25 protein-coding genes are annotated in these 23,483 nt (G+C 22.7%); 24 read left to right on the forward strand and 1 reads right to left on the reverse strand.

The genetic code is table 4. From position 1 onward, the window contains the following. Positions 1-65 precede the first annotated feature (65 nt). Positions 66-1,889, forward strand: coding sequence for an MATE family efflux transporter (locus tag AACK83_RS01850; protein WP_338958993.1), 1,824 nt, complete (start codon positions 66-68; stop codon positions 1,887-1,889). 13 nt (positions 1,890-1,902) lie between these two features. On the opposite strand, the gene AACK83_RS01855 is transcribed toward AACK83_RS01850, so the two are convergent. Then, entirely contained in the window at positions 1,903-2,811 is a 909-nt protein-coding gene (locus tag AACK83_RS01855; protein WP_338958996.1) for a hypothetical protein, read from the reverse strand. A gap of 321 nt (positions 2,812-3,132) precedes the next feature. On the opposite strand from AACK83_RS01855, the gene AACK83_RS01860 reads away from it, so the two are divergent. The 23 genes from AACK83_RS01860 to AACK83_RS01995 all read left to right on the forward strand — a co-directional run bounded on the left by AACK83_RS01860 (position 3,133) and on the right by AACK83_RS01995 (position 23,441). Then, positions 3,133-3,258 carry a hypothetical protein gene (locus AACK83_RS01860; protein ID WP_338958999.1) on the forward strand — a complete coding sequence of 42 codons (126 nt, stop codon included), beginning with the start codon at positions 3,133-3,135 and terminating at the stop codon, positions 3,256-3,258. 4,722 nt (positions 3,259-7,980) lie between these two features. After that, complete coding sequence (locus AACK83_RS01890) at positions 7,981-8,274, forward strand: hypothetical protein (RefSeq protein WP_338959001.1); 294 nt, start codon at positions 7,981-7,983, stop codon at positions 8,272-8,274. Positions 8,275-8,297: 23 nt separating this feature from the next. Continuing rightward, a complete protein-coding gene (locus tag AACK83_RS01895) occupies positions 8,298-9,956 on the forward strand; it encodes a DAK2 domain-containing protein (RefSeq protein ID WP_252320392.1) in 1,659 nt (552 codons plus the stop codon). A gap of 53 nt (positions 9,957-10,009) precedes the next feature. Continuing rightward, positions 10,010-10,825 (forward strand): hypothetical protein, encoded by an 816-nt coding sequence (locus AACK83_RS01900; RefSeq protein WP_338959007.1) that lies wholly within the window; start codon positions 10,010-10,012, stop codon positions 10,823-10,825. A 365-nt stretch (positions 10,826-11,190) separates the two neighbouring features. Next, the gene (locus AACK83_RS01905; protein WP_174481147.1) at positions 11,191-11,439 is read left to right on the forward strand and encodes a hypothetical protein; all 249 of its coding nucleotides are present in this window, start codon (positions 11,191-11,193) and stop codon (positions 11,437-11,439) included. 182 nt (positions 11,440-11,621) lie between these two features. Further along, positions 11,622-12,626 (forward strand): ornithine carbamoyltransferase, encoded by a 1,005-nt coding sequence (argF, locus tag AACK83_RS01910; RefSeq protein WP_338959009.1) that lies wholly within the window; start codon positions 11,622-11,624, stop codon positions 12,624-12,626. A gap of 205 nt (positions 12,627-12,831) precedes the next feature. After that, entirely contained in the window at positions 12,832-13,140 is a 309-nt protein-coding gene (locus tag AACK83_RS01915) for a hypothetical protein (RefSeq protein ID WP_338959011.1), read from the forward strand. 645 nt (positions 13,141-13,785) lie between these two features. Continuing rightward, positions 13,786-13,929 (forward strand): hypothetical protein, encoded by a 144-nt coding sequence (locus tag AACK83_RS01920; RefSeq protein ID WP_338957035.1) that lies wholly within the window; start codon positions 13,786-13,788, stop codon positions 13,927-13,929. A gap of 14 nt (positions 13,930-13,943) precedes the next feature. Next, the gene (locus tag AACK83_RS01925; RefSeq protein ID WP_338957033.1) at positions 13,944-14,096 is read left to right on the forward strand and encodes a hypothetical protein; all 153 of its coding nucleotides are present in this window, start codon (positions 13,944-13,946) and stop codon (positions 14,094-14,096) included. Between the two features lie 16 nt (positions 14,097-14,112). After that, entirely contained in the window at positions 14,113-14,520 is a 408-nt protein-coding gene (locus tag AACK83_RS01930) for a hypothetical protein (RefSeq protein WP_338957031.1), read from the forward strand. 3 nt (positions 14,521-14,523) lie between these two features. Next, positions 14,524-14,961, forward strand: a complete 438-nt coding sequence (locus AACK83_RS01935) for a hypothetical protein (RefSeq protein WP_338957028.1) — start codon at positions 14,524-14,526, stop codon at positions 14,959-14,961. After that, positions 14,951-15,244, forward strand: a complete 294-nt coding sequence (locus AACK83_RS01940; RefSeq protein WP_338956663.1) for a hypothetical protein — start codon at positions 14,951-14,953, stop codon at positions 15,242-15,244. The genes AACK83_RS01935 and AACK83_RS01940 overlap by 11 nt, the downstream gene beginning before the upstream one ends. A gap of 3 nt (positions 15,245-15,247) precedes the next feature. Further along, positions 15,248-15,391 (forward strand): hypothetical protein, encoded by a 144-nt coding sequence (locus AACK83_RS01945; protein ID WP_338957025.1) that lies wholly within the window; start codon positions 15,248-15,250, stop codon positions 15,389-15,391. Between the two features lie 221 nt (positions 15,392-15,612). Further along, complete coding sequence (locus tag AACK83_RS01950) at positions 15,613-15,867, forward strand: hypothetical protein (RefSeq protein ID WP_338956667.1); 255 nt, start codon at positions 15,613-15,615, stop codon at positions 15,865-15,867. Continuing rightward, positions 15,867-16,112, forward strand: coding sequence for a hypothetical protein (locus AACK83_RS01955; RefSeq protein WP_286640816.1), 246 nt, complete (start codon positions 15,867-15,869; stop codon positions 16,110-16,112). The genes AACK83_RS01950 and AACK83_RS01955 overlap by 1 nt, the downstream gene beginning before the upstream one ends. Before the next feature lie 121 nt (positions 16,113-16,233). Continuing rightward, positions 16,234-16,434, forward strand: coding sequence for a hypothetical protein (locus AACK83_RS01960; RefSeq protein WP_338957016.1), 201 nt, complete (start codon positions 16,234-16,236; stop codon positions 16,432-16,434). Next, positions 16,421-17,230 carry a hypothetical protein gene (locus tag AACK83_RS01965; RefSeq protein WP_338959013.1) on the forward strand — a complete coding sequence of 270 codons (810 nt, stop codon included), beginning with the start codon at positions 16,421-16,423 and terminating at the stop codon, positions 17,228-17,230. Before AACK83_RS01960 ends, AACK83_RS01965 begins: the two co-directional genes overlap by 14 nt. 15 nt (positions 17,231-17,245) lie before the next feature. Continuing rightward, positions 17,246-17,404, forward strand: coding sequence for a hypothetical protein (locus tag AACK83_RS01970; RefSeq protein ID WP_338957013.1), 159 nt, complete (start codon positions 17,246-17,248; stop codon positions 17,402-17,404). A gap of 247 nt (positions 17,405-17,651) precedes the next feature. After that, entirely contained in the window at positions 17,652-17,837 is a 186-nt protein-coding gene (locus AACK83_RS01975) for a hypothetical protein (protein ID WP_174480219.1), read from the forward strand. Positions 17,838-17,854: 17 nt separating this feature from the next. Further along, positions 17,855-18,229 carry a hypothetical protein gene (locus tag AACK83_RS01980; protein ID WP_338959015.1) on the forward strand — a complete coding sequence of 125 codons (375 nt, stop codon included), beginning with the start codon at positions 17,855-17,857 and terminating at the stop codon, positions 18,227-18,229. A gap of 18 nt (positions 18,230-18,247) precedes the next feature. Further along, complete coding sequence (locus AACK83_RS01985) at positions 18,248-19,747, forward strand: phage terminase large subunit (RefSeq protein WP_338959017.1); 1,500 nt, start codon at positions 18,248-18,250, stop codon at positions 19,745-19,747. 3 nt (positions 19,748-19,750) lie between these two features. Further along, the gene (locus AACK83_RS01990) at positions 19,751-21,052 is read left to right on the forward strand and encodes a hypothetical protein (protein ID WP_338959019.1); all 1,302 of its coding nucleotides are present in this window, start codon (positions 19,751-19,753) and stop codon (positions 21,050-21,052) included. Continuing rightward, the gene (locus AACK83_RS01995; RefSeq protein WP_338959022.1) at positions 21,015-23,441 is read left to right on the forward strand and encodes a hypothetical protein; all 2,427 of its coding nucleotides are present in this window, start codon (positions 21,015-21,017) and stop codon (positions 23,439-23,441) included. Before AACK83_RS01990 ends, AACK83_RS01995 begins: the two co-directional genes overlap by 38 nt. Positions 23,442-23,483: the final 42 nt, after the last annotated feature.

Here is a 23,483-nt window from a genome sequence, read left to right on the forward strand (position 1 = left end):
TCATTATTTAAATGATGTAAAATTATTATTATAATATAGAGCAAATTAATGATAAGGGTGAAATTATGAAAATTAGTGGATTTAAAATTAATAATAGAGCAAATCCACATAAAATTAGTAATTTTTTTGCTACTAAAAAATGGTATTTATTAGCATTAATGATTATTATTCCGGCAGTATTGCAACAAATATTATCAGCATCAATGAATTTACTAGATAATATTATGGTTGGAGAATTAAAGGATAGTTTTATTAGTGATTTAAAGCCAATGAATGAACATATTAGGGATATTTTTACTTCATTAGGACTTTGAGATAATTGAAGTTGATGAAAAGATAATGGTTTAGAACATTTTTATCATTTGCAATATTCAGCAGGACAAATTGCTGTTTCGGGAGTTACTGCTTCTAATCAAATTTTTGTTATTATTTATGCCGTTATGGGAGGTTTTATCAACGGTGTTAGTATTTTTGGTGCTCAATTTTATGGAGCTGGAAGATATGGTTCTTTAAGACAAACAGTAAGAATGAGAATTATTTTTGGATTTTTAATTGGAGTGATAGTTATTATTTTATCTTATACAGTGGGTGAATATTTAATTTCTTATACTACTAGTCCTAGTAGTGCATTGGATAAATTTAATCAATTATGTGCTGCTAAAGGATTAACTCTTAATGATATTAATGAGTTAAAGGACATTTTAAATTATAATCATGCTTTTGATGAAAATTCACTTATTAATTTTATGAATGTTCATAATATTGATAAAAACGATCCCCAATTTGTACAAATTATTTTACGTTATTATGAATTTCATTCAGCATCTTTAGCAACAGCACAAGGTATTGATTATAATCAATGAATTGTTTTTTCTTATCCATTGTTAGGAATAAACTTTGCTTTTGTTTCAGTATTTCGTGAAACAAAACGTGGTTATATTCCATTAATATTAACTTTTGTTTCAGTATTTATTAACTTTTTATTAAATTTATTATTAATTAATGGTATTTGTGCAGTTGCAGGAATTGGAGCACGAGGTTCAGCAGTTGCTACTTTAACAGCGAGAATTTCTCAGTTGGCATTAATTAGTAGTTTTATTATATGAAAGAAATATGAATTTCAACCAAAAGTTTTGAAAATGTTTAAGATTAGGGGTGATTTATTTAAAAAAATTATAATTAAAACATGGCCATTAATGTTAAATGATTTATTATTTGCAGTTGCTACGACAATGATTATTAGATTAATTTCGCAATGAAGCTTTGAAGCATTAAGTGGTTCGGCAATTGCTTCCACGATTAATACCATGTTCTATACTTTATATATTGGATTTGGTATTGCTTCTTCGGTGTTAATTGCCAATCGTTTAGGTGCCGATGATTTGATTGGTGCTAAATATAATGCTAAACATTTAATTAGGTTAGGCTTTTTTGTATCATTATTTTTTGCTGGTTTATTAGTTTTATCTTCATTTTTTTTACCACAATTATTATTTAATGCAACAACAGAAGCCTTACGAATTTCTAGTTGAATGATGCGTGTTGATGCTATAGTTTTTAGTGCTTATACTATTTTGTATACTTGTATTTATGCATTTCGTGCTGGTGGTTTAGCAATTACTGTTTTACTTGTTGATAGTTGTTTTACTTGATGTTTTTCAATATTAATTTTATTTATTGAGGTACATTATAGTCCTTTAGATATTGTTTATATTTATGCTATTATGCGTTCTTGTGATGTTATTAAAATGATTATTTCTTTATTTATTTATCATCGTGGTAAATGAGTAAGAAATTTAGCAAGTAGTATGAATAAAGTATATCCAGAATCTCCACCAGTAATTGATATACCAAAAGCAAAAGATAAAGTTGATATTGCTAATTTCTAAATATGTTTAATTTTTAAAATTTTATTATTCTTGAATTAGTTGGCTTTATTCTTTGCTTATAATTTTTTGTTGGAATATCATTTTCATATTTACGTAGTGTTTGTTCTCAAGGGATGTCTTTTTCTTTTTGTTTATTAATAGGGTTAGATATTTGTGGTTTTGGTTGTATTTTTAGAGGTACTGAAATATCTGAATTTAAAGAATCTGTTGATGTAGATTTTGAATTAAAGCCTTCATCACTACTGTTAGATAATAATTGATTTTCCAAATCACAAATTTTTTCACTAAGTTGAAATATTTCTGATTCAAATTGTTCAACCATTTGCTCATTGACTTCGACAATTGTTTCTTTTTCTTGCTGTTCTTTTTGATTTATTAAATCAATTAATAAATTATTATTATTATTTAACAAATTATTTTTATCTTCTAATAATTTGTTTTCATGTTCAGTTATTTGATTAATATTAGTTATTAAATTTGCGTATTTTGTTTGTTTTTCAATATAATTTGAATTTAAAATATTAATTTTTTGTTGATTATTTAATTTTGTTTTTTTAAATAATTCACAATTTATTTCTTCTGTTTCAATTAAACTATTAATACTTTTATTTTTATTTATTTTTCCAAATGAAAAAAGATTAATAAAAAAATTTTTAATTTTGTTAATTTTTTGTTCCTTTAATTTATAGATTTGAATATTAAATTGAAATACTTTATCTTCTATTTCTTTATTTTGTTTAATTCAAAATTGAATAGTTTTTTGATAATTATTAATTTCTTTTTCAATTTTCTCACTTTTTTCAATAAGTTTTATTTTTTCTCCTTTTAAATTTAGTAATTGTTTTTTAATTTTTTCTACAGTTTCATAATTTATTAAATATGCTTTGTTAGTAAATATTTGTTCTTTTTTAATTGTTTTCATTTTGTCCCCCTTTTAAAATAAAAACCTATTTGTTAAAAAATAAAACAATAGGTCAAAAACTATATCTTTAGTTTACAAGTATTATATCTAATATTTTTTTGTAAACGAGAAATTACTTTATTTGTAATATTTATTATAAGAAATTATTTTAGTAATAAAATGAAATATTAAATTTTATTAAAATCAATATTTGTGATAGTATTATTAATAATTTAATATATGTTCATTACTAATATAAGTATTTTTTATTTATATTAGTTTTTTATTAAATTATATTAATCAGAAGGATATTTTTCATAGATTAGAAAGAGAGAAATAAAAATGGATATTAGTAAATCTTCATTTGCTTCTTCAATGCAAGATGAAAATAATTATGTAGTGGAAGTTGTTAAACCTTCACTATCAAGAAAAAAAGTTTTCGAAAGAAATTTAAAAAAAATTTTGTAAAAAATTTACCTATAATAACTGCCGGTACTGCTACAGTAGTAACATTAGCGGTTGGTGGAATTGATGGCTTTCAATGTTCTGATTTAGGAATAGCAGCTAGTGCAGGTACATCTGCTGCTATGATGGGTGCAGTTATTAAAGCTACGATTAAACAAAATAAACAAGAGAAAGTAGAATTAGAAGATGACAATAATGAAAAATCAAGTATTCTTCAGAGAAAATTAGAAGAATTACAATTAGAAACAGTAGGAGCAAAAATTCTTAAAAAACAATTAGAAAGAACTAAAGTTGAACTTGAATTAGTTAAAGCAAGAGAAAAATTAGCAAAACTTAATAACATAACTAGTTTAAATATTACTTCATCACCGATCCCTCAAGAATTAAATTTAGCAAAAGTAGTAAATGTAGAAACAAGTAATAATTGTTCATTATCAATTCATAAAAAAATAAGTACATATATATAAAAATGTAAATAAACAATTGAAAAGGATAAAAGATATGAAAACAGAATTGTAAAATTTAAATGATTGTAATAATGAAACTGTTGTTATTGCAAAAAAAACTTTAGATAAAGAAAATAAAAAATTTTATTGAAAAACTGGTATTCAAGCTGTTATAAGTACTGCTGCTATTACTGGCTTGTTTGTAAGTGGTGTTGGGTTAATACCAATATCTATTTTTTCTGGAAGTGTAATAATTGGTAATACACTTTCAATTTGAGCAGAAAGAAAAAGAAGAAAAAATGTCAAAAAATTTTTTCAAGAATGAAATAAAAAATTAAATAAGGAATTAGAAATTAGTAAAATAAGATCAGAAATACAAAAAGAAAGATTAGAAGCAGAAAGATTAGAAGCAGAAAATTTAATTAAGCAAGAAGAACTTGAACAATTAAAGTTAGAAATAAATGAAAAAGAATTAATTATTTTAACTAAACAAATAGAATATAAAAAAATAGAATTAGAAAAAAGGAAGATAGAAGCAGAAAATTTGATTAGGGAAAAAGAACTTGAACAATTAAGTCTAGAAAAAAGTAGGGTACAACAAGATATTTTAACTAAGCAGTTAGACCTTGCAAAATTAGAAATGACTACCACGTTAGAAACAGATAAAACATTAGTACAATCTCAATTAAATGGTACATTAAAAGTAGAAAGTTTATTTGATATTTTAGAAAAAAATAGATTAGCAAAAAAAGAGAGTAGAAGGAAATTTTTTGAAGATGAATCATTAGATGAAAGATTAAATATTGAAAAAATTAATAAATCAGAATCACAAAATCAACAATCTTTAACAAAAAATTATTCGCAAGAAAGTTGCAAATTTAAAGTTTATTAAAAATATTATGATACATTTTTATTAAGTTAAATCTAAATTTTAATTTTCAAGAAGTATTTTTATAAAGGTTATATTTTCATTTATATTTCATAATTGTCGTTAAACATGTTAATCATCATTTATGATAGAATTTAATATATGAGATTTTAGAGTTGTGAGGTTTTAGTATGGAAGTGTCAGCAGAGAATTATAGAAACATTAATTCTCATAATCGTTGAGGAATTATTGTTAGTTCGGGATTAATGGCAATAACTTTGATTATAAGTTGAGTATTATGACTTATACTTTATCGTACTAATGTTAATGAGATTTTAGCAATTTTAACTGAAGTAATTAATAGTAAAGGCATTACATTTACTCTTACTTTTCAGATTTTAACAATTTTTACTTTAATTTTTTCGGTTATTACTCTAGTGTTTATTACAATTCCATTTATTTTTTTAAATAAATATGGAATAATAATTTTAGTATGAGCATTAATAGTAGTAGTAATTTCGCTTGTCTTACTTATTGGTTCAGGATTATTAATAAGTTATGGTTATAAAAAAATTTATAGTTATGTTATGGACAAAAAAATTATTAATGTTTTATTTTTTATTTTACCTTGAGGCTTTGCATTAATTTGTAGTTTCTTTTTAGTACTTTTTTCTTTATGATTAATAATGGCTAATTTAAGAAATAAATCAAAAAAAGCATTATCATTGACAAATAATAATGCTTTATCAGCAACAGAAATACCCGCAAGTGTTGAACAAAATTCTCTTTTTGGTGAACAAACTATTGGACCATCATTTACAGATCGATTTTTTAATGAACATGATAAATCAACACAAGGTATAAATATAGTTATTAATAATACTGGTGGAGGTGCACTTCCACAATCAAAATTACTTGATAATCAAGTAACTAGTAATCCAAATCCTGTTCAAACTAATAACAGTAGTAATAACAGTAGTAATAACAGTAGTAATGTTGTTAATAGTGAAGTAACTTGAACACCACAACAAATTGAAGAAGTATGAAATAAAGGAGAAATTATTGATGATTATAATCCACAGTTATATCGAAAAGACTATGCGGGTGCGCTAATGTTTAAAAATAACTTTATTAGTAATGTTAAACTTAATGATGATCCTAAAAGTTATAATTGAACTATTATACATCAACGACCTTTATTTCATGGAGGCACTTCTGATATTAGTAATTTACAACCAATGAATAATACTAATGCTATTACTAAAGGTAATAATTATCCACGTTGAAAAACAGCTATTACTTTTAATGGAAAACAAAATTTTTTAAAACAAAAATCATGAAAAGATAAAAAATAGAGTATTAATCATTAATTTAACTGAAGATGATATTAAGCATATTATAAATATAATTGGTATTTTGCTTAGTTGTTAATAATTTAAATTTAATTACACTATTATCTTTTAAAATTTATTTGTTTATGGGAAAATGTATATAATAATTAAAAGATAGGAGCAATTAATCATGCAAGTTATTGTCCATGGAAAAAATATTAATATTACTTATGAAATTAAAATTGCTGTTGATAAAAATTTTAATTATTTACAAGAAAAGTATTCTAAATATATTAAAAAAGATATGATTGCTAAAGTTGGTATTGAAAGAAATAGTAATCATACATATAATATTTCCGTTCATATTCAGTTATTAAATAATAATTTTTTACAGTGTTTAGTAGAAAATCACGATCTTTATGTTGGCATTAATAAAACATTAGTTCCGTTGGAAAAACAATTAAGTCGTTTAAAAACGGTTGCTGATAAAACTGGTGCTGAAAGCGTTGGTCAATTTATAACTAAAGAAATTCTTGATGATAATAGTGAAGTTATTATTGACGTAACAGAAAATAAAGATTAAAGAAAACGTTTATGAAAGTATACAATTATTAGCATTAGTTTTTTTATGTAAATATGATGCATCATATTTTTCATTTTCTGCATCTTGTGCTTTTTTTTGTAAATTTTCTTCTGGTGTTATTTTTAAATTTCGCTTATAAATATTTGTATCCATTTTGTTTATTATTAAAATGGCATATTCAAGACTTTTTTTTATTTCTTTAATTAATTGTATATTTAAATTATCTTGATAGTTTTTTGTTGAAATATGTTTCTTTTTTTTGTTATCTCTAATTCTAAAATGTTTGATATAGTTATAGTAATAAAAAATATAATAGAGATTTTTAAAAGTATTAATAATTTTTTTTGTATATTTTTCAATAAAAAAATCACTAATATCACTATTAGTTGCGTTATCTTTTATACAAATTTTATAAAAAATTATAGTTAAAGTAGTTGTATTATTAAATACTTCACTTACTTCTTTTTCAATTTCTTTTGTTAATTTTTTATTTATTGTTATTAGTGGAATTTTAATTTTATGATGTGTATCATAAAATTCTTTTATTAATGTTTCTAAATCCATATTTTTTGTTTTATTAAATTCATTAGCAATTTTTTCATTAGTCAAAAATGTAATAAATTTTTGATCTAGAAACCCATTGACTGTTGTATAAAAATATATAATTTTTTCTATTAAAGTTTTGAATATATATTCACAAAAAACTTTAGCATATTCAGTGGGATCTGGTAAATAATTAGTAGATATTTTTAACATATTATTGTTCCTTTCAAAATCATTAAATTTTATGTATATAAAATTTCAATACTTATTATAGTTAACACTTTTGAATGTTAACATTTAAATATTATTTTATATTATATAAAATTACAATTGTTAATAAGTGGTTGAACATTAAATTTAGTTATTAAGAAGTTAATATATTTTCGTTATCATTAAATTAATTTTTATTTTAAAAAGTGATAATCTTTTTATATAAAATAGGAGGTAATTTATTGAAATATGTAATTGTTATTATGAAAATTGTAATTGAAATTTCTGCAAAAAATAAGATTACGATTAAAAACACAAAAATTCCTAAAATTTATATAGTAAATTTTTGAAGTATAGTTTAATTATTAATTATACTTTTGGTTAGTTAGTATTTTATATATTTTAAATTTTATTATTTTCTATTATATAATGTTTAAGTATAAAAATAAGACAGTTAAGAATAAGTAATTATTTAATTATTATTGTATTACTTTACTAAAAGTAATATTAATATTAATTTTTAAAATTATAGATAGTATTTTATATTTAATAATTAGGTAGTTTAGTTTTTCTTAATTATGTTTTTATATAGAAAAAACCATTATCAATATATAATATCTTTATCTTTAAGATTATTATTGTCTTGATATATTATATTAGGTATAATATAAAAGACTATAAAAATTATAAGAGATTTTATTTTATATAAATTTAATTTATTATTAATATAATAGGGGTGATTATGTGGAGAAAGATAAAGATATTATGAACATTATTAAAAAAGCATTATCAGAAAGTATTTTATCTGTACCAGGTGTTGCCAATATTTATGAAAAAAATAATAATTATGGAATTAAAGTTAACAAGTCTGATTTAGGTTGAATTATTGATATTAATATAGTTTGTTTTTTTAATAATAATATTTGAAATATTATGAATCAAACTCAGAAAAATTTAAAATATATTGTTGAAAAGATTATTAAACATCAAGACTATATAGTACTTAACATTTTTGTTCATGATTTAATTGAAGAATAAAAGAAAATATAAGGTGAAATTAAATGAAAAAAATTGATATTAAAACCTTAAAAGTTATGCTTATTAGCGGTGCTAATAATCTTTATAATCATCATTTTGAAGTTGATAAATTAAATGTTTTCCCAGTACCTGATGGTGATACTGGAACAAATATGAATTTAACAATGATGAATGGTATAAAAGAATTAAATGGCAAAGAATATGATAGTTTAAAAACATTTGCTACTACTTTTTCTCGTGGTTTAATGATGGGTGCGCGTGGTAATTCTGGAGTTATTTTATCTCAAATTTTTCGTGGTTTTTTTCAAACTATAAAAACAAAAGATTTAAAAAATGATTTCATTAGTAATGAGGATTTATTAAAATCTTGAAAAAGTGCGCAAGATTATGCATATCGTGCAGTTATGAAACCAGTAGAAGGTACTATTCTTACTATTATTAAAGATGGTGCTAATTATATTAATGAATTAGAAATAACAGGCAAAGATTCGCTTTATATTTTTGAAAAATTACTAGAAGGAATGAATGAATCATTAAAAAGAACACCTGATTTATTGCCAATTTTAAAAAAAGTAGGAGTTGTTGATTCGGGTGGTGCTGGTTTAGTTTATATTGTTGAAGGTATGGTGTATGGTTTAAAGCACGGTAAAGCTATTTCACCAAAGAAAAAATTAGAACAACAAGATACAGCAAAATTAGAAATGGTTTTAAATCAAGAAAACTTTGGTTATTGTTCAGAAGTTATTGTAAAACTAAATAAAGTTAGTAAGTTAGATTTTAATTTAAGCAAAACACGAACTGATTTAGAAACAATGGATGGTCAATCAATAGTTTTAGTAGATGATGAAGATTTAATCAAAGTTCATGTTCATACTTTAAAACCAGGTCAAATTTTAAATTATTTTCAGAAATTTGGTGAAATTTTAAAAGTAAAAATTGAAAATATGACCGAACAGGCAAAAGCACATACACAAACTATTAAACCAATTCGTAAATTAAATAATAAATTTGCTTTAATTGCTGCTGTTCCTGGTAGAGGAATTGAAACCTTTTTTAGAGATGAATTAAAGGTTAACAATATTATTATGTATTCAAAAAGAATTAATCCATCAACAGATGACTTTTTAAAGGCAATTGAAATTGTCGATGCAAAAAATGTCTTTATTTTGCCAAATGATAGTAATTTATTTTTAGCAGCAGAACAAGCAAGAAAATTAGAAAAAAAATCAAAAGTTTTTGTATTACCTGCTAAAAATATTGCTCAAGGTATGCGTGCCGCTTTAAATTTCAATCCTGAATTAAGTGCAAAAGAAAATAATAAAAATATGTGAAGTGAAATTAAATATGCTGCTTTTGGTTATGTAACAGTTGCTGATCGTGATGTTGAAATAGATGGTATTAAAATTGGAAAAAAACACTTTTTTTCTGCTGTTAGTTTTCGTAATAAAGATGGTAAAGAAAAAATTATTGCTTCAAATGAAAATTTATTTAATGTAATTAAAGTATTGTTTACTAAATTAATTTGAGATGGTGCAGAAATAATTACTATTTTTAAAGGTAAAGGTTATTCAAAAGATCAAATTAATTTTATGAAAAAAATTTTAGATGAAGATTATGATATTGAATATGAAATTGTTGATGGTGATCAAGAAGTTTATAACTTTCTTTTCGTGGTGGAATAATACTATGTTATAATATTGTAGACTCTATTCAAATAGTTAGAAAGGAGAAGATTATGACTAATTTATTATTATCCTCAGTTAATCCAAATGATCCAAAGACTTGATCAACTAGTTTAATTGTTTTAGCAAGCTTATTAGCTATTGTTGGTGTAATTTTGTTTGTTGTTACTATGATTTGATTTTTCACTTGAATTAAGTATTCTTGATTCCATCGTGAAAATAGTGCTAATTTAACTGGTGGCGAGTTATCTCAAAAATATTTAAAAACATACGGTATTAATGCAAAAAGAATAAAATTTAAGGGATTTGGTAATATTAATAGTATTACTGTTGAACCTAGGTTTTTTTATTTAAGGCCATATTTATTTAATAATGGTAATTTTACTTTAAGACTATTACCATGAACTTATCACCGTCGTTCTATTTATACTTTAGCAATGGCAATGGAAAGTACTTGGGCAGTAAGTAGTTCAAATAGTAGTCGTTTTAATACTTTTTGATGAGATTTTTCTCGTAAAATAACATTATTTTTTGTTTTAATTCCTTTTGCACTTGCTATTCTATTTGCTCTTTCACCTGCTAATTCTTGAATTACTTTATCAGCAGCGAGCGCAAATATACTTTCAATTGTTTTATCAATTTTAGGTAGTATTTTATTAATTCTTTTTTCTTCAATGCAAATGATTTTTTATGCTAAATCAAGAAAAGAAATTTGTCAAAATCTTGTTGGTATTTTAAATGAAAAAGAAATACGTGCTATTAGTTGAATTTTCCAAATTAAGTTTATTTATTACTTGATTCGTATGATTTATGAAATATTACAACTTATTTTACGTATTGTGATGTACACACAGCAAAATGAGAAATAATAAAAATTTGTACCTATAATTTAGGTACAAATTTTAAATTTAAAATTATATTAAGTTTTATTGATAAAACATTATTTTCAAAACTTTTATAAAATATTCTATTTTAGTAAGTTTTAAAGTTTTGTTTTTTTAATTTTACATTTAATTACTAAACTAATATTTTTCATTTTCATTTATTATTGTATATTTAAAATTTTATTTTGATAGTTTTAAATTTTAAATATACAATAAAATACACTTATTAATTTAATATATACATATTCATTAGTAATTTTTTGTATATTTATTGCAAAAATATAAAAAAAGGTTTTAAATGTTAACTATGAGAGAGAAAAAAGAATATTTTAAGTTAAGGAGAATACTGAATGCAAAGTAAGTCTGCTATTAATATATATTCAGAAATTAATAAATTAAAAATAGTTTTATTACTTGCTAAAATTTTTATCAGAAATGGTATTGGAGTATTTTATATTAAAAAGTTTGTTGTAATGAGTATTATCCAAGATAAAAAAATATGTTCTTACTTAATCAATCAAATTTTAAAAGAATGGAATTCTAAAAAAGAATATATTATTTCACTAGAAAAATATTTAAAACAACTTTCAGTTCAATAATTTATTAACAAAATAATTACTTGCTGTTAATAAATTTGAGTTAAAAATTAAATATAATAATACATATCCATGTTTATGAAATTACTAATTCTGAATTGTCATGTGGCCAGAGTGTTGCCCATATTGTATATTAATGTTAAATTAAATAAAGATATTAGGAACTGAAAGGAAGAAAACATATCATGGCTATTAATTTAAAAGGCAGAAATTTTATTTGTTTATTAGATTTTACTTCAGAAGAAATTTATTACTTATTAGAATTAGCTGCTACTTTAAAAATTGCAAAACAAAAAGGAATAGAAAAACAGCCATTAAAAGGCTATAGTGTTGCTTTATTATATCGAAAAGATTCATTAAGAACAAGAAGCGCGTTTGAAGTTGCTGCTTGTGATTTAGGAATGCATTCAACATATTTTGATCCAACTAGTAGTAAATTAGGAGTTAAAGAATCAATTATTGATACCGCTAAATTTCTTGGTAGAATTTATAATGGTATTCAATTTCGTGGATATAAACAAACTGATGTTGAAGAATTAGCTGAAAATGCCGGTGTTCCGATATGAAATGGCTTAACTGACTTATATCATCCAACACAAATGTTAGCTGATATTATGACAATTCAAGAGTGTAAAAAAAATAAAGATGTTAAAGGTATTAAATTTGTTTATTTTGGAGATGCTCGTTTTAATATGGCTAATAGTTATATGATTATTAGTGCAAAATTAGGAATGAATTTAGTAATCTGTACTAATAAAAATTTATGACCATATCCTCAACTATTAAAACAATGTCAAGAAATTGCTCAAGAAACGGGTGGTTCTATTATTTTAACAGAAGATTATAAAACAGCAAGTAAAGATGCTGATGTAGTTGCTACTGATGTTTGAACATCTGTATGTGAAGATAAAATTTTATTAAAACAACGAATTAAAGAATTAATGCCATATCAAGTTAATGATGAAAAAATGAAAATTGCAAAATCAGATGTTATATTTTTACATTCTTTACCAAGTTTTCATGATGGTAATACACAAATTACTCAAGATATTGTTAAACAATATGGTGGAACAGTTGAATTAGAAGTTACTGATGAAGTATTTCGATCTTCTGCATCAAAGGTATTTCAACAATCAGAAAATTGTTTACATACTATTAAAGCTGTAATGTTAGCAACTTTGAAAGGATAATATATGAGAGTATATTAATAATGAAAAGAAGCTTTAATTATTTTATTATTTAATAAACTTATTTCCATTAATTAGTTTTTATTATTCTTATTTTAGAATATTAAATATATTAATTAATTGTTTAATAAAATATTAATGTTAGTTTTTATGTTAAGATATTAATAATTAATTTTATTAACTCAAATTAGAAAAATAGGAGTAAATTATGATAAGACAAGAAAGAATATCAGAAGATAGTAGACAACAATTAATATATAATTATCAAGGATTAAATATATGAGAAAAAGTGGGTATTATTGGTAGTGGGTTTTTGCTTAGTACAATACCAGGAATTGGTATAACATATTTATGTAATGAAAAAATTGTTAAAGCACTTGGTAGTAATGAAAATAAATTTTCATTACCAATTCGAATGCTAATTGGTGCTGCTACTAGTTCATTATTAGTATTATTTATTATGGGGCCATTTGTAATTATGGGAGGTTCCCAAAAACGTAGGAAGATAAATTACTAGATAAATAAATTCTTTTGAATATTACCATTTCAAAATGATGATAGACAAATTAAATTCTCTTTTACCCTTAAATTTATATTCGACGTATTTTAAAAAATATAGATTTTATAAGATAAAATAAAAATTATTCTCAAAGGAAAAAGACAAGAAATAATCTTGTCTTTTTTTGTAATTGTAAAATTTTAAAATTTTTATTATTAACACCCTTTAAATATCTACTACACGCAGTGACCAAGTAGGAGAAAGTTAATAATTAATAACCCTCTTTAACACTATTATCAACACGTGTTAGGGAATTAAAACAGTGAACTACAACACAGTTGTTAAAAATAGTGGCCAAAACATGTGGACTTGCATGGATAAATAAAAAGTGGAGTGATACCTAATAAAATATACTAACCAGTAATGGTAATTCTTGGGGTGGGAGCGAATTGGAAACTAGTATATATAGACCTACTAGGGAACCTACTATATTAATTCTATTCTTTATTTAACCAACCTTGCCACCCCCCAGTGAGCAAGCGTTGGTTTTATTTTTTTTGAAAATTTTTTTGGGCGAAAAAATAAATTTCAAACTTGTAAAAAAAATTGAGCGGTGCCGGTTCAATTAAAATATTAATTTGTTTAACACAAATTAAATAAATATTGAATCGAATGCCTCGATTTCTTTTTAAAATTTCACAATTTATTTTTGAGCCCAGAATTTCTGGAATGAATAAAACTAATAGTATTAATAATATAAAAATAAAAATATATATTCTTTATGCTACAAGCAACAGAATATATTAGAAAAGAAAGTAAAAATGGAAGAAAAAGAAAAGAAAGAATTAATAGAACAAAAAATCAAAATAGCAAAAGAACATCAAAAAAAGTGATTAAAAATAAAAATAATTATTACTTTAATTTCAACTTTAATTGGATTAATAATTTTATTAATTACTGTAAGTAAAAATTAAAGAAATAAATAAAGTTATGAATATTAATGAAAATAAAAAATGTGAATTAAGAATTTGTAAAAATAAAGTTTGAAAAGATTGTATTAATAATTCTACTAAAACTATTAAATATAAAAATTGACCAATACCTTATTTAATATGTGACAGTTGTTATCACAAACTACCTAAATACCTTAAACAAACAGCAAAAATAATTGAAAAGGATATTTTGATTATGAATAAAACTAAAAAAAGAAGAAAAAGATGTGTTGAATGTAATGAATTATATGAAGATAACAAAATCAATATGCTTTATCACTTTAAAACAGAATTAGAAGCAGAACAACATAATACTAAAAAATATGAAGATAATTATGATATTGAAAAACATTTAGATTATACAAAATCATATGGATATGTTTGTGATTGATGTAGAGATGATTAATAAATGCAATACGAATTAATCATTGGTATTGACCCTGCTGGTATTGGTAATAATGGAATTGTTATATACTCAAATGAAACTAATAATATTATTTTTAATGAAACATTTAAAGCAAAAACAGTTTTAGAAAGTAAAAATATATATAAAGAATATTTTAAATTAATTAAAAAACAATTTAAAAATAAAAAAATATTAGTTATTGTAGAAAATTTCTTTTTAAGTTCAAAACAGTTATTAACTAATCCATTAGCAACACCAAAAGTTATTGGTGCTTTAATGATATTAGTACAAGATGTTATGAACTGAGATTATCATGAAAATGAACCAAAAAACAAAAATAAAATAGAAGATTATAAAGGAAATATAAAATTTACAAAACATGAACAAGATGCTTATAAACATATTCAATATTATTTAAGGAATTATAAAAATGAAAAATAAAGAAAATTACGTTAAATTAACAGTAAAACTTAGTAATACTATTGAAGTAAAATATCATGAAAAAGGTAATAAACAATTATATTATACTGTTCGTGGTCAATGAAATGGATTAAACTATGTTACTTTAATTTTTAATAACCCAAAATTTTATAAACGATGTATTTTATTAAACAAAAATGATGAAATTATAGTAACTGGTCAAATCTTTAATACTTTAAATATTCCTAAAAATCGTGCATTTTGTTCAATTAATGTTAAATGATTTAAAAAATGAAAGGAATAAATAATGAATTTTGATGAATGATACATGAAAAAAATAAAAGAAACTTTAAAAATTATTGAAAGTGATAGTTATAAAGAAGAACTAAAAAAACATAATGAAATCATTGAAAAACATAAAAATTTAATGAAAGAACTAAATAATGAATAAAGAAAAATTAATTAATTATATTAAAAAACAACAAAAATTCTATAACGGTACAGAAATAGATTTGATACTTGATATTTTATTGTAAAAAATAATTAATGGTGAATTTAATAATGAATAAATGTAAAAAATGTAATAAAAGAATCTGATTAAGTAAAAATTGATGTATGACATGTTTAGAAATAATAGTTAATAATTTAAATAAAAATAAGGAGAAATAGATAGTGAATAAAGACCAAGAAATTATTAATGAATATAATAAAAAACGTAATAAAGAAATAACTGAAGAACATTTATATAATATAGAAAAATTAAGAGAAGAGTTTAAACAAAAAGTAATTAATAAATATAATGAAAAATTAATTATCTGATTGAATAAGCAAATTAGTATTTGTTTATGTGATTCATTAAAAGAAGCAGGTAAACTTACTGCTTATTATAAATTAATTGAGTTTATAGAAAATGGAGAACTTCATTAATGATAATATTACCTACTTTGTTTGAAAATAAAGATGAAATTGAAATATTATCACCATTTCCAAAAGCAATTCATACAAGTAATGATATTAGAGCAATTATTTTAAGACAATATCCAAATGTTAAATCAAAACACATAATTGTTTCTGACCCCGAAAGTAATGTTGCATTAATAGTTGGTGATAATGATGTTTATCAAGGTTGAATTAAAGTAACAGTTAAAAAATTAGAAATTAAAGGAGAATAAACAAATGCAAAAGGAAAAAATTAAAATTAGAAATTATGAATTTGAATTAAATTCTTATGTAGTAGATTCCTTATTAGATGTTATAAGAGAACTGATAAAAACAAATAAAGGAGAATAAATTATGTTAGATGAAATTTTAAAAGTAATTTTTGATAGAGCAGATAAAAAAGAATTAATTAATATGATAGAAAGATTAATTCTTTGTACTAATAATAGAAAAGAAACAAAAAAATGACTTATTAGAGAATTTGATAAAAATAATTATGTTTTAGAAAAATTATTACAATTAGAAATACAAGGAGAAAAAAATGGAAACAAATAATTATACTTTAACTAAATTAATTAGAACTGGTATAAGTCCTATTTGTGCAATGATTGGTACAAGTGCTTATTATGGTCAAGTAATTGCAAATCCAATATTAGGTTCAATTAATAGTTTATTATTTGGTAAAAAATTAGGTTTAGATATATGAAATTTAAATCAAAGACCAAATACAAAAACTAAATTAATTAATAGTTCTAAAAAAATTATTTTAGGTTTAGAAACAATTGGTTTAGCAAATTATAGTAAATGAACAGAAAATAATATTAATCCTATTATTCCAACAACACCAACTCCAATAACTACTACAACTACAACAGAAGGTCCTCCATGATTACTATTAAATAAACAAGAAAATCAGTCATTAATGGATTGAGATACATATATTAGTTTAAATGCTTATGGTATATCAAATCTTATTAGTGGAATTCTAGAATTAATACCTAATAAATTTGAAGCAATAAGAAAAATTTGTAATATGGCAACTGGTGGATGTTTAATATCAAGTGATGTTGCTATGGGTATTAATAATGATTTTAATAATTCTTATGCAGTACCTACCATAATTGCTGGTGTAAGTGAAATTATCCATAATTTACTTCCAATAGAAACAAATCATAATAGAGAAATGCAAGAAACTTCATTTACAAATGAAACTGCAAGATTAATAAATGATAATAGATTTACTATTAATAGTGAAACATCAAGTCAATATGGTAGTGGTAATATAAGCGAAGCACTATTAAATAATGATAATGCTTCATTAAATTGAGATTATAATCACATGAGTTTATAAAGGAGGTGAAAAATAATGAATAAAGAAAAATTACTTGAATATTACAATGATAAATTAAAACAACATGAAAAAGATTTACAAGAAATACGACTGAATGAAGGTATAGCTAAAAATATTTTAATAGACACAAAATATATGATTGAAAAAATTAATAAAGGTGAATTTGATGAATAATCAAAAATAAAAAAATAAAAAATTGAAAGGAAAATATAAAAATGAAATAATTTTTAAAAGCACTTGAAACAATTGGAATAAGCACTGGTATATTAATTTGCAGAGAAATTATTGTTTTATTAAAACGATTTATTACAACTCCAAAACATGTTAGAGCAAATAACAAAATTATCAAACATCAAAAAAAATTAGCAAAATTAAATGAAAAGATTAATAAAGAAAATAAATAATAAAGGAGAAAAATAATATGACAAAAATTGAATTTAATGAAAAATATAGAAAACAAGATATCAGTATTGATAGAGATTTTGATTTACATATTGATAATTGTTTTAAATTTTCTGATATCAATACATTAGAAAATGCTGTTAATGATTATAAAAAACTAATAAGTGAAATGCCACAATTAGTTAAAGATTGATTATTGGGATAAGATTAGGAGAATGTTAAATGTTAGAAAATGAAAATAATGTTCAACAAACAACTGAACCTTTAACTGAAAATAATGCTCAACAAGAAATAGAAAATAAAGTTAATGAAGCAGAAAATAAGTTAAATAAACTTAATCAAGAAATTAAAGAAAAAGAAATGATTAATATATTTAAAAAATATCAAGTTAAAACTGAATTTTATGATTATTTAAAATTTAAAACTAATAATTTAGAAAATTCAAAAATTGAAGAAACTATTAAAAAAATCATTAAAGAACAACCAGTATTTAAAGAAACAATTAATACAGGTGGCAAACCACAAACAATAATAACAAATCAACCAAGTTCAATAAAAAGTACATTATTGGATTATAAAAAAAATAATAATTTATAACAGAAAGGAAATCAAAAAATGGCAATACAATTCAATAAAAATTTAGATAATACCGAAAAATTAGTAGAAGCACCAGAGTTTATAGAATTTTATAAACAATCAAATTCACCATGAGCAAGTTTTTTTCCTATCGAAATGGTTAATTCAACAAAAATTGAATTTATAGTTAAAAAACCAAAAAATTCAGAAATTAAAGTATTAAAATGAAATGATAAAAGCAAAGGATTAGATGTTAGTTATGCTGAAACTATTAAAATTTTAAAAGAAATTAAAGAAGAAGCAGTTGCGGGTGAAATAATTGCTAATGTTGATTTAAATGCTGAAAATGGACAAAATTTATTAAATACAATGCAATATGAAGTTGCTAATGACTTAGCAGATTATTTAGCAAATAATGATACAAATGTAATTGCAAAATATGCAACTAAAATAGACGAAACTAAAAAAACTATTGAATTTAATGGTAGTAAAATAACTTGTAAATATTTACATTCACAAGATAATAGTAATGTTAAATTAACTGGATTAGCAAGTAATTATTTATATGATTATGTAATTATATGAAGTGATGAAAGATATGAAATTACTGAAAATGATTATCAAGATTTAAAAGATGCTATTCGTGGTGCAAATCAATTATTAGAAATTGAAAGTTGTAATCCTTGAAGTATTTTAAATGAATTTATTAAAAAAACTATAAATGCTTGTCCTCAAAATGAAAAACAAATTATTAATGAATATGAACAATTTACTATTATTGATAATACTATTTATCATTATCAAAATTGAAAATTAAATACTCATTTAAAAGATAGTGATAAACAACAATTATTAGAAATAGAACTTCTAGACCCAATATCTGCAAGAGTAAGAAGTCATGGTTTAGTAGGTTATGAATCTGGTGGAATATATTCACATTTAATTCATAAGATTAGTAGATTATTACAACCAAGTTATAGATTTAGTGCTGGATTAGATTATGGGTTTAAAGATGATGCTTTAGCATGTTTATTAATAGGTTTTGATTATAATTTTAAATTTGTTAATGTTATTGATTGTTTAAAAATAGAAAATAAATTAATTCGTTATGATAATAAACAATTAGCAAGATTAGTAGTTGAGTTTTATATTAAATTAGCAAAAGAAAATAATTTGTTATATGAATATGGTTTAACTGTATATTGTGATTTTAGTAATTATACATTTATTGAAATGTTAAATGATACAGCAATTAAATATCAAGTTAATTCATGGCTATATTTTAAAGATTGTGTGAAATTAAGACTTGAGTTTAGAATAGGTAAAAATGTGGCTTTAATGGCATCAGAACGCTTAAATATTAGTATGAATGCACAAGCATTATTAGATGAATTTAGATTGGCTGTATGAGACCCTAAAAGTATTAAACAAATACCATTAGCTGGTAATGACCATTTACGTGATGCATTTGATTATGCAATTGAGCCATATATTAGAAATTTAAGTGCAAATATAAATCCTTATTTTGAAAGGAAGTAACATATGAATAATCATAATACTGAAATATTAATTCCTAAGTGATGTATGATTAATCTTCAAGAAATAATAGCAAATCATGCAAGTAAATTATTATGGGGTAATGGTTATACTTTAACAAGTGAACATGAAGAATATAAAAGAGCAATTGAAAAAATAAAAGAATGAAATAATTTTGATAGTTTGTTTTATCAAGATTGTCATATTAAATCTGGTTATGGTTATAGTATTGTTCAAATTGATAAAAGTAAAACTGGTAGAATATCATTAAATTTTGCTCAGCCATATGCTCAATCAAGAGTTGCAAGAGTATTAGAAACTGAATATAGTGCATCAACATGGTCAAGAGTACAGTATGATGACCAAAGTATTTATGTTAAAACAACATATACTCAAAATCAAATAATTAGATATTTTACAAGTGATTATGTTACTTTAGATGGTTTACAAGAAAAGATAAGTAAAGATTTACAATTACCATTAATAGAAAATCATAATTTAGGTATTATTCCAGTTAAATTTATGCAAAATTTACCTAAAAAGAATTTTTTTGGTGGAGTTATTGGTGATTATTATCCAGATATGACTCCAATTAAAAAATTACAAGAATTATTAAATAAAACATTTGAATCAATTGACCATGAACTTGAATTTAATGTTACTCGTGTATTTTTAGATATTACTGAACAAGAGATAAATCAATCTAAAACTGCTTTTGATTTAAAAAAATTAATAGGTAAATTTATTTTACAAGCAAATTTAAGAAGTTTAGGAAGTACTAGTGGAACACCACCAATTGCAATATTACAAGGTAGTCCAATATTAGATAAATATGCTGAATTTATACAATTTATTATTGATAAAGCATTTGAAGGTAGTGGATATAGTCCAGTAAATGATACTACAAGTCAAAAAACTGAAGCAGAAGTATTAATTACTAATTCTCGTGATATGGAAACTACAAGAATTAAAAGAACTTTAAATCAAAGTGATTGAAATGAAATATTTCAAAGATGTTTTATATTAATGGGATTAGATGGTGATAAATATAAATGAACATTTGAAATTAAAGAAAATACTATTACAGATAGATTAAAATCACTTGAAATTGATGAAGCAGAATTAAGATTAGGAATTACTAATATTAAAAGAATTATTGTTAAAAGATATGGTGTTAGTGAAGAAGAAGCACAACAAATTATTAATGAAAATAGAAAATATCAAAAAGAAGAAATTGAATTTAATAATACTTTTTTAGGAGAAACTAAAAATGGGAATGACACCAAAACAGAATCATCAATTAATTAAAACTGTATGAAAAAGTACAGGTGAAATTGAAAAAGATTTTACACAAAATAAAGATTTACAATTTCGTGTATGTCCTTTTACTATTATTTTAGGTGCTATAAATTCAACAGAAACGGGATATAAACCACCAACTAGTATTCCTAATGATTATACTTCATTTAGTAAAATCTTTACTGGTAGAGAAGCCATACAAGCAGTTTGAGACCATTCTTATTATCCTATTCAAAATAAAGATAATCCAGATGAAGCATATAAACAATTACAAATTGGTGATGTATTTTATGGAAATATTGTAAGTGACCAATTAGGTATTACTTATTCAGCAACGCCAGCAAATAATGCTTTTATTCAAGAACAAGCAATTAAAAATGTAGTTATTAATATTCCAAATGAAAAAAAGAATTTTAATTTTATTAATAATATTGTTTCAAATTTATATAAGTTATATATGATTCCAGAAATTAATAAAGTTATAAATACTGATAAATCAATTAAAGTTGATAGACAATGATATATTCTTGAAGTTGCAACTAAAACTTATAATCCAGAAAATAAAGAATTGGCTTATATTCAATGTACTTTTAGTAGTTTAAATGATAAATTAGCACATAGTGGATTAGCAATTAATCAATATGTGCAATTAGGTGCGCCCGGTGACCCAGTAGCATTACCAGCATTAGATGAAAATAATAATATTGTTTTGGATGGTAATTATTTAACACCATTACCAGTTACTCATTGTCAAATATCTTTTTATGGTTCAGTTAAGCCTATTTCAATAGCATTATGAGGTAGAGATATTGATAATAATCCTATTAATACTAAAAAACATAAATATAGACAATATCCAAGTAAATTATTATTTCCATGACAATATCAATGTTCAACTTATGACCCAGTAAGTTTTCAAGCATTACCAGAAACTAATTATGTTTTAACTGTTCAAGGACAATCAGTTATGGATAGTTATCAAGATTGACAAAAAGTAATTTCTCCAAATTATGATGATGGTGCAACTAAACATTATGAAGGTCATTTAAGAACTAATGTTGAAAAAACTAAAAATACTAATAAAGTTGATGTTTCAAATAGATTAGTAAATTATTGAGATAATAATTTTTTAAATGGTGCTGAAATTGAAGATTATAATTATGCAACTGCTGGTAATCCATATTTTCAATATTATAATAAAAATAATAAAAAATTTATTGGTAATACTCATTATAATATGAATAATAATAAATTTAAGCAATTAAATACTATTAATGCATTACATTATTTTATTTATAATCCTATTAGTGAAATACCGTTAACAGTACGAGAAACAATTAAAATTAATCTTAATACTATACCTATATTTGGGTCATTTATGAATGCTTTTGTTGGTGGTTTAGATATAGGTGCTAAATTATCAAGTAATTTATTAATACCTCAATTTCCTTATATAAATGGCTTAATTTCTGCTGAATTATATAATTTTTATACAACATTATTATATAGTTCACAAAGTACTAATCCAGCATTAATTCCGTTAGATGTATTTAGAAATGATACTCCAGATGCTATACAAGCAGTTGCTGGAACAGCAAGTCATATGACATCATTTACATTTAATTTAACTGATATGATTAATTTACAAAATTTTGATATTAATGATGGAAGTATTTCTTCACAAGGAATTTATGATACTGTAAATTTAGTTCAAAATGGTGCTGGTGGTAAAGATACAATTTCATTATTAGCAAAAGAAGATAGTTCAATTCCATTATTAAATGAACCTAAATTTACTAATACAAATATAGTTAAATGAGCAATTGATATGATTGATATTAAAGTTGTAGGTAAAAGTAATTTTAAAATAACATTTTATTCAATGCCTGATAATAGAAATGGTGCTGTTAATGATAATTTTAGTATTTGAAGTGGTACTTATCAAACAGTAGGTAAAGCAAGTAATAATAGTAGATTAATTCAAAATACATTTATTTTAGCAAACAATACTTTTAAATTTGACCAACCATTTAATTATCCACAAGCAATCCAACCACCCCCATTAATAGAAAGAGCGCACCCTATATTTATTGATTTAAGTAATCAAAGTCAATATGGGATTAATAATAATATTGATGGTACATTAAAATCTACAACTGTTGATATTTATCAAATGAGACCACATACTTTAGAAGATATTAAAGGTAAATTTAATAATAGTATTGGTATTTATATAAATCAATATGGTTATGATAATATTGATAAATTTAAAGAAGATTATGAAAGTATAACATTTAATTTTAATCTTAATCTTAATTCTATTTGAAAAACATCTTATAATCAACCTACTTATATTAACTCAAAAAGTTGATTTACACCTATTAAAAAAATCTTGTAATTTATTAAAAATCTAATATAATAATACTTGACATAAAGAAAG

Source organism: Spiroplasma endosymbiont of Tiphia femorata (genome assembly GCF_964020225.1).
Lineage (GTDB): Bacteria > Bacillota_I > Bacilli_A > Mycoplasmatales > VBWQ01 > Spiroplasma_E.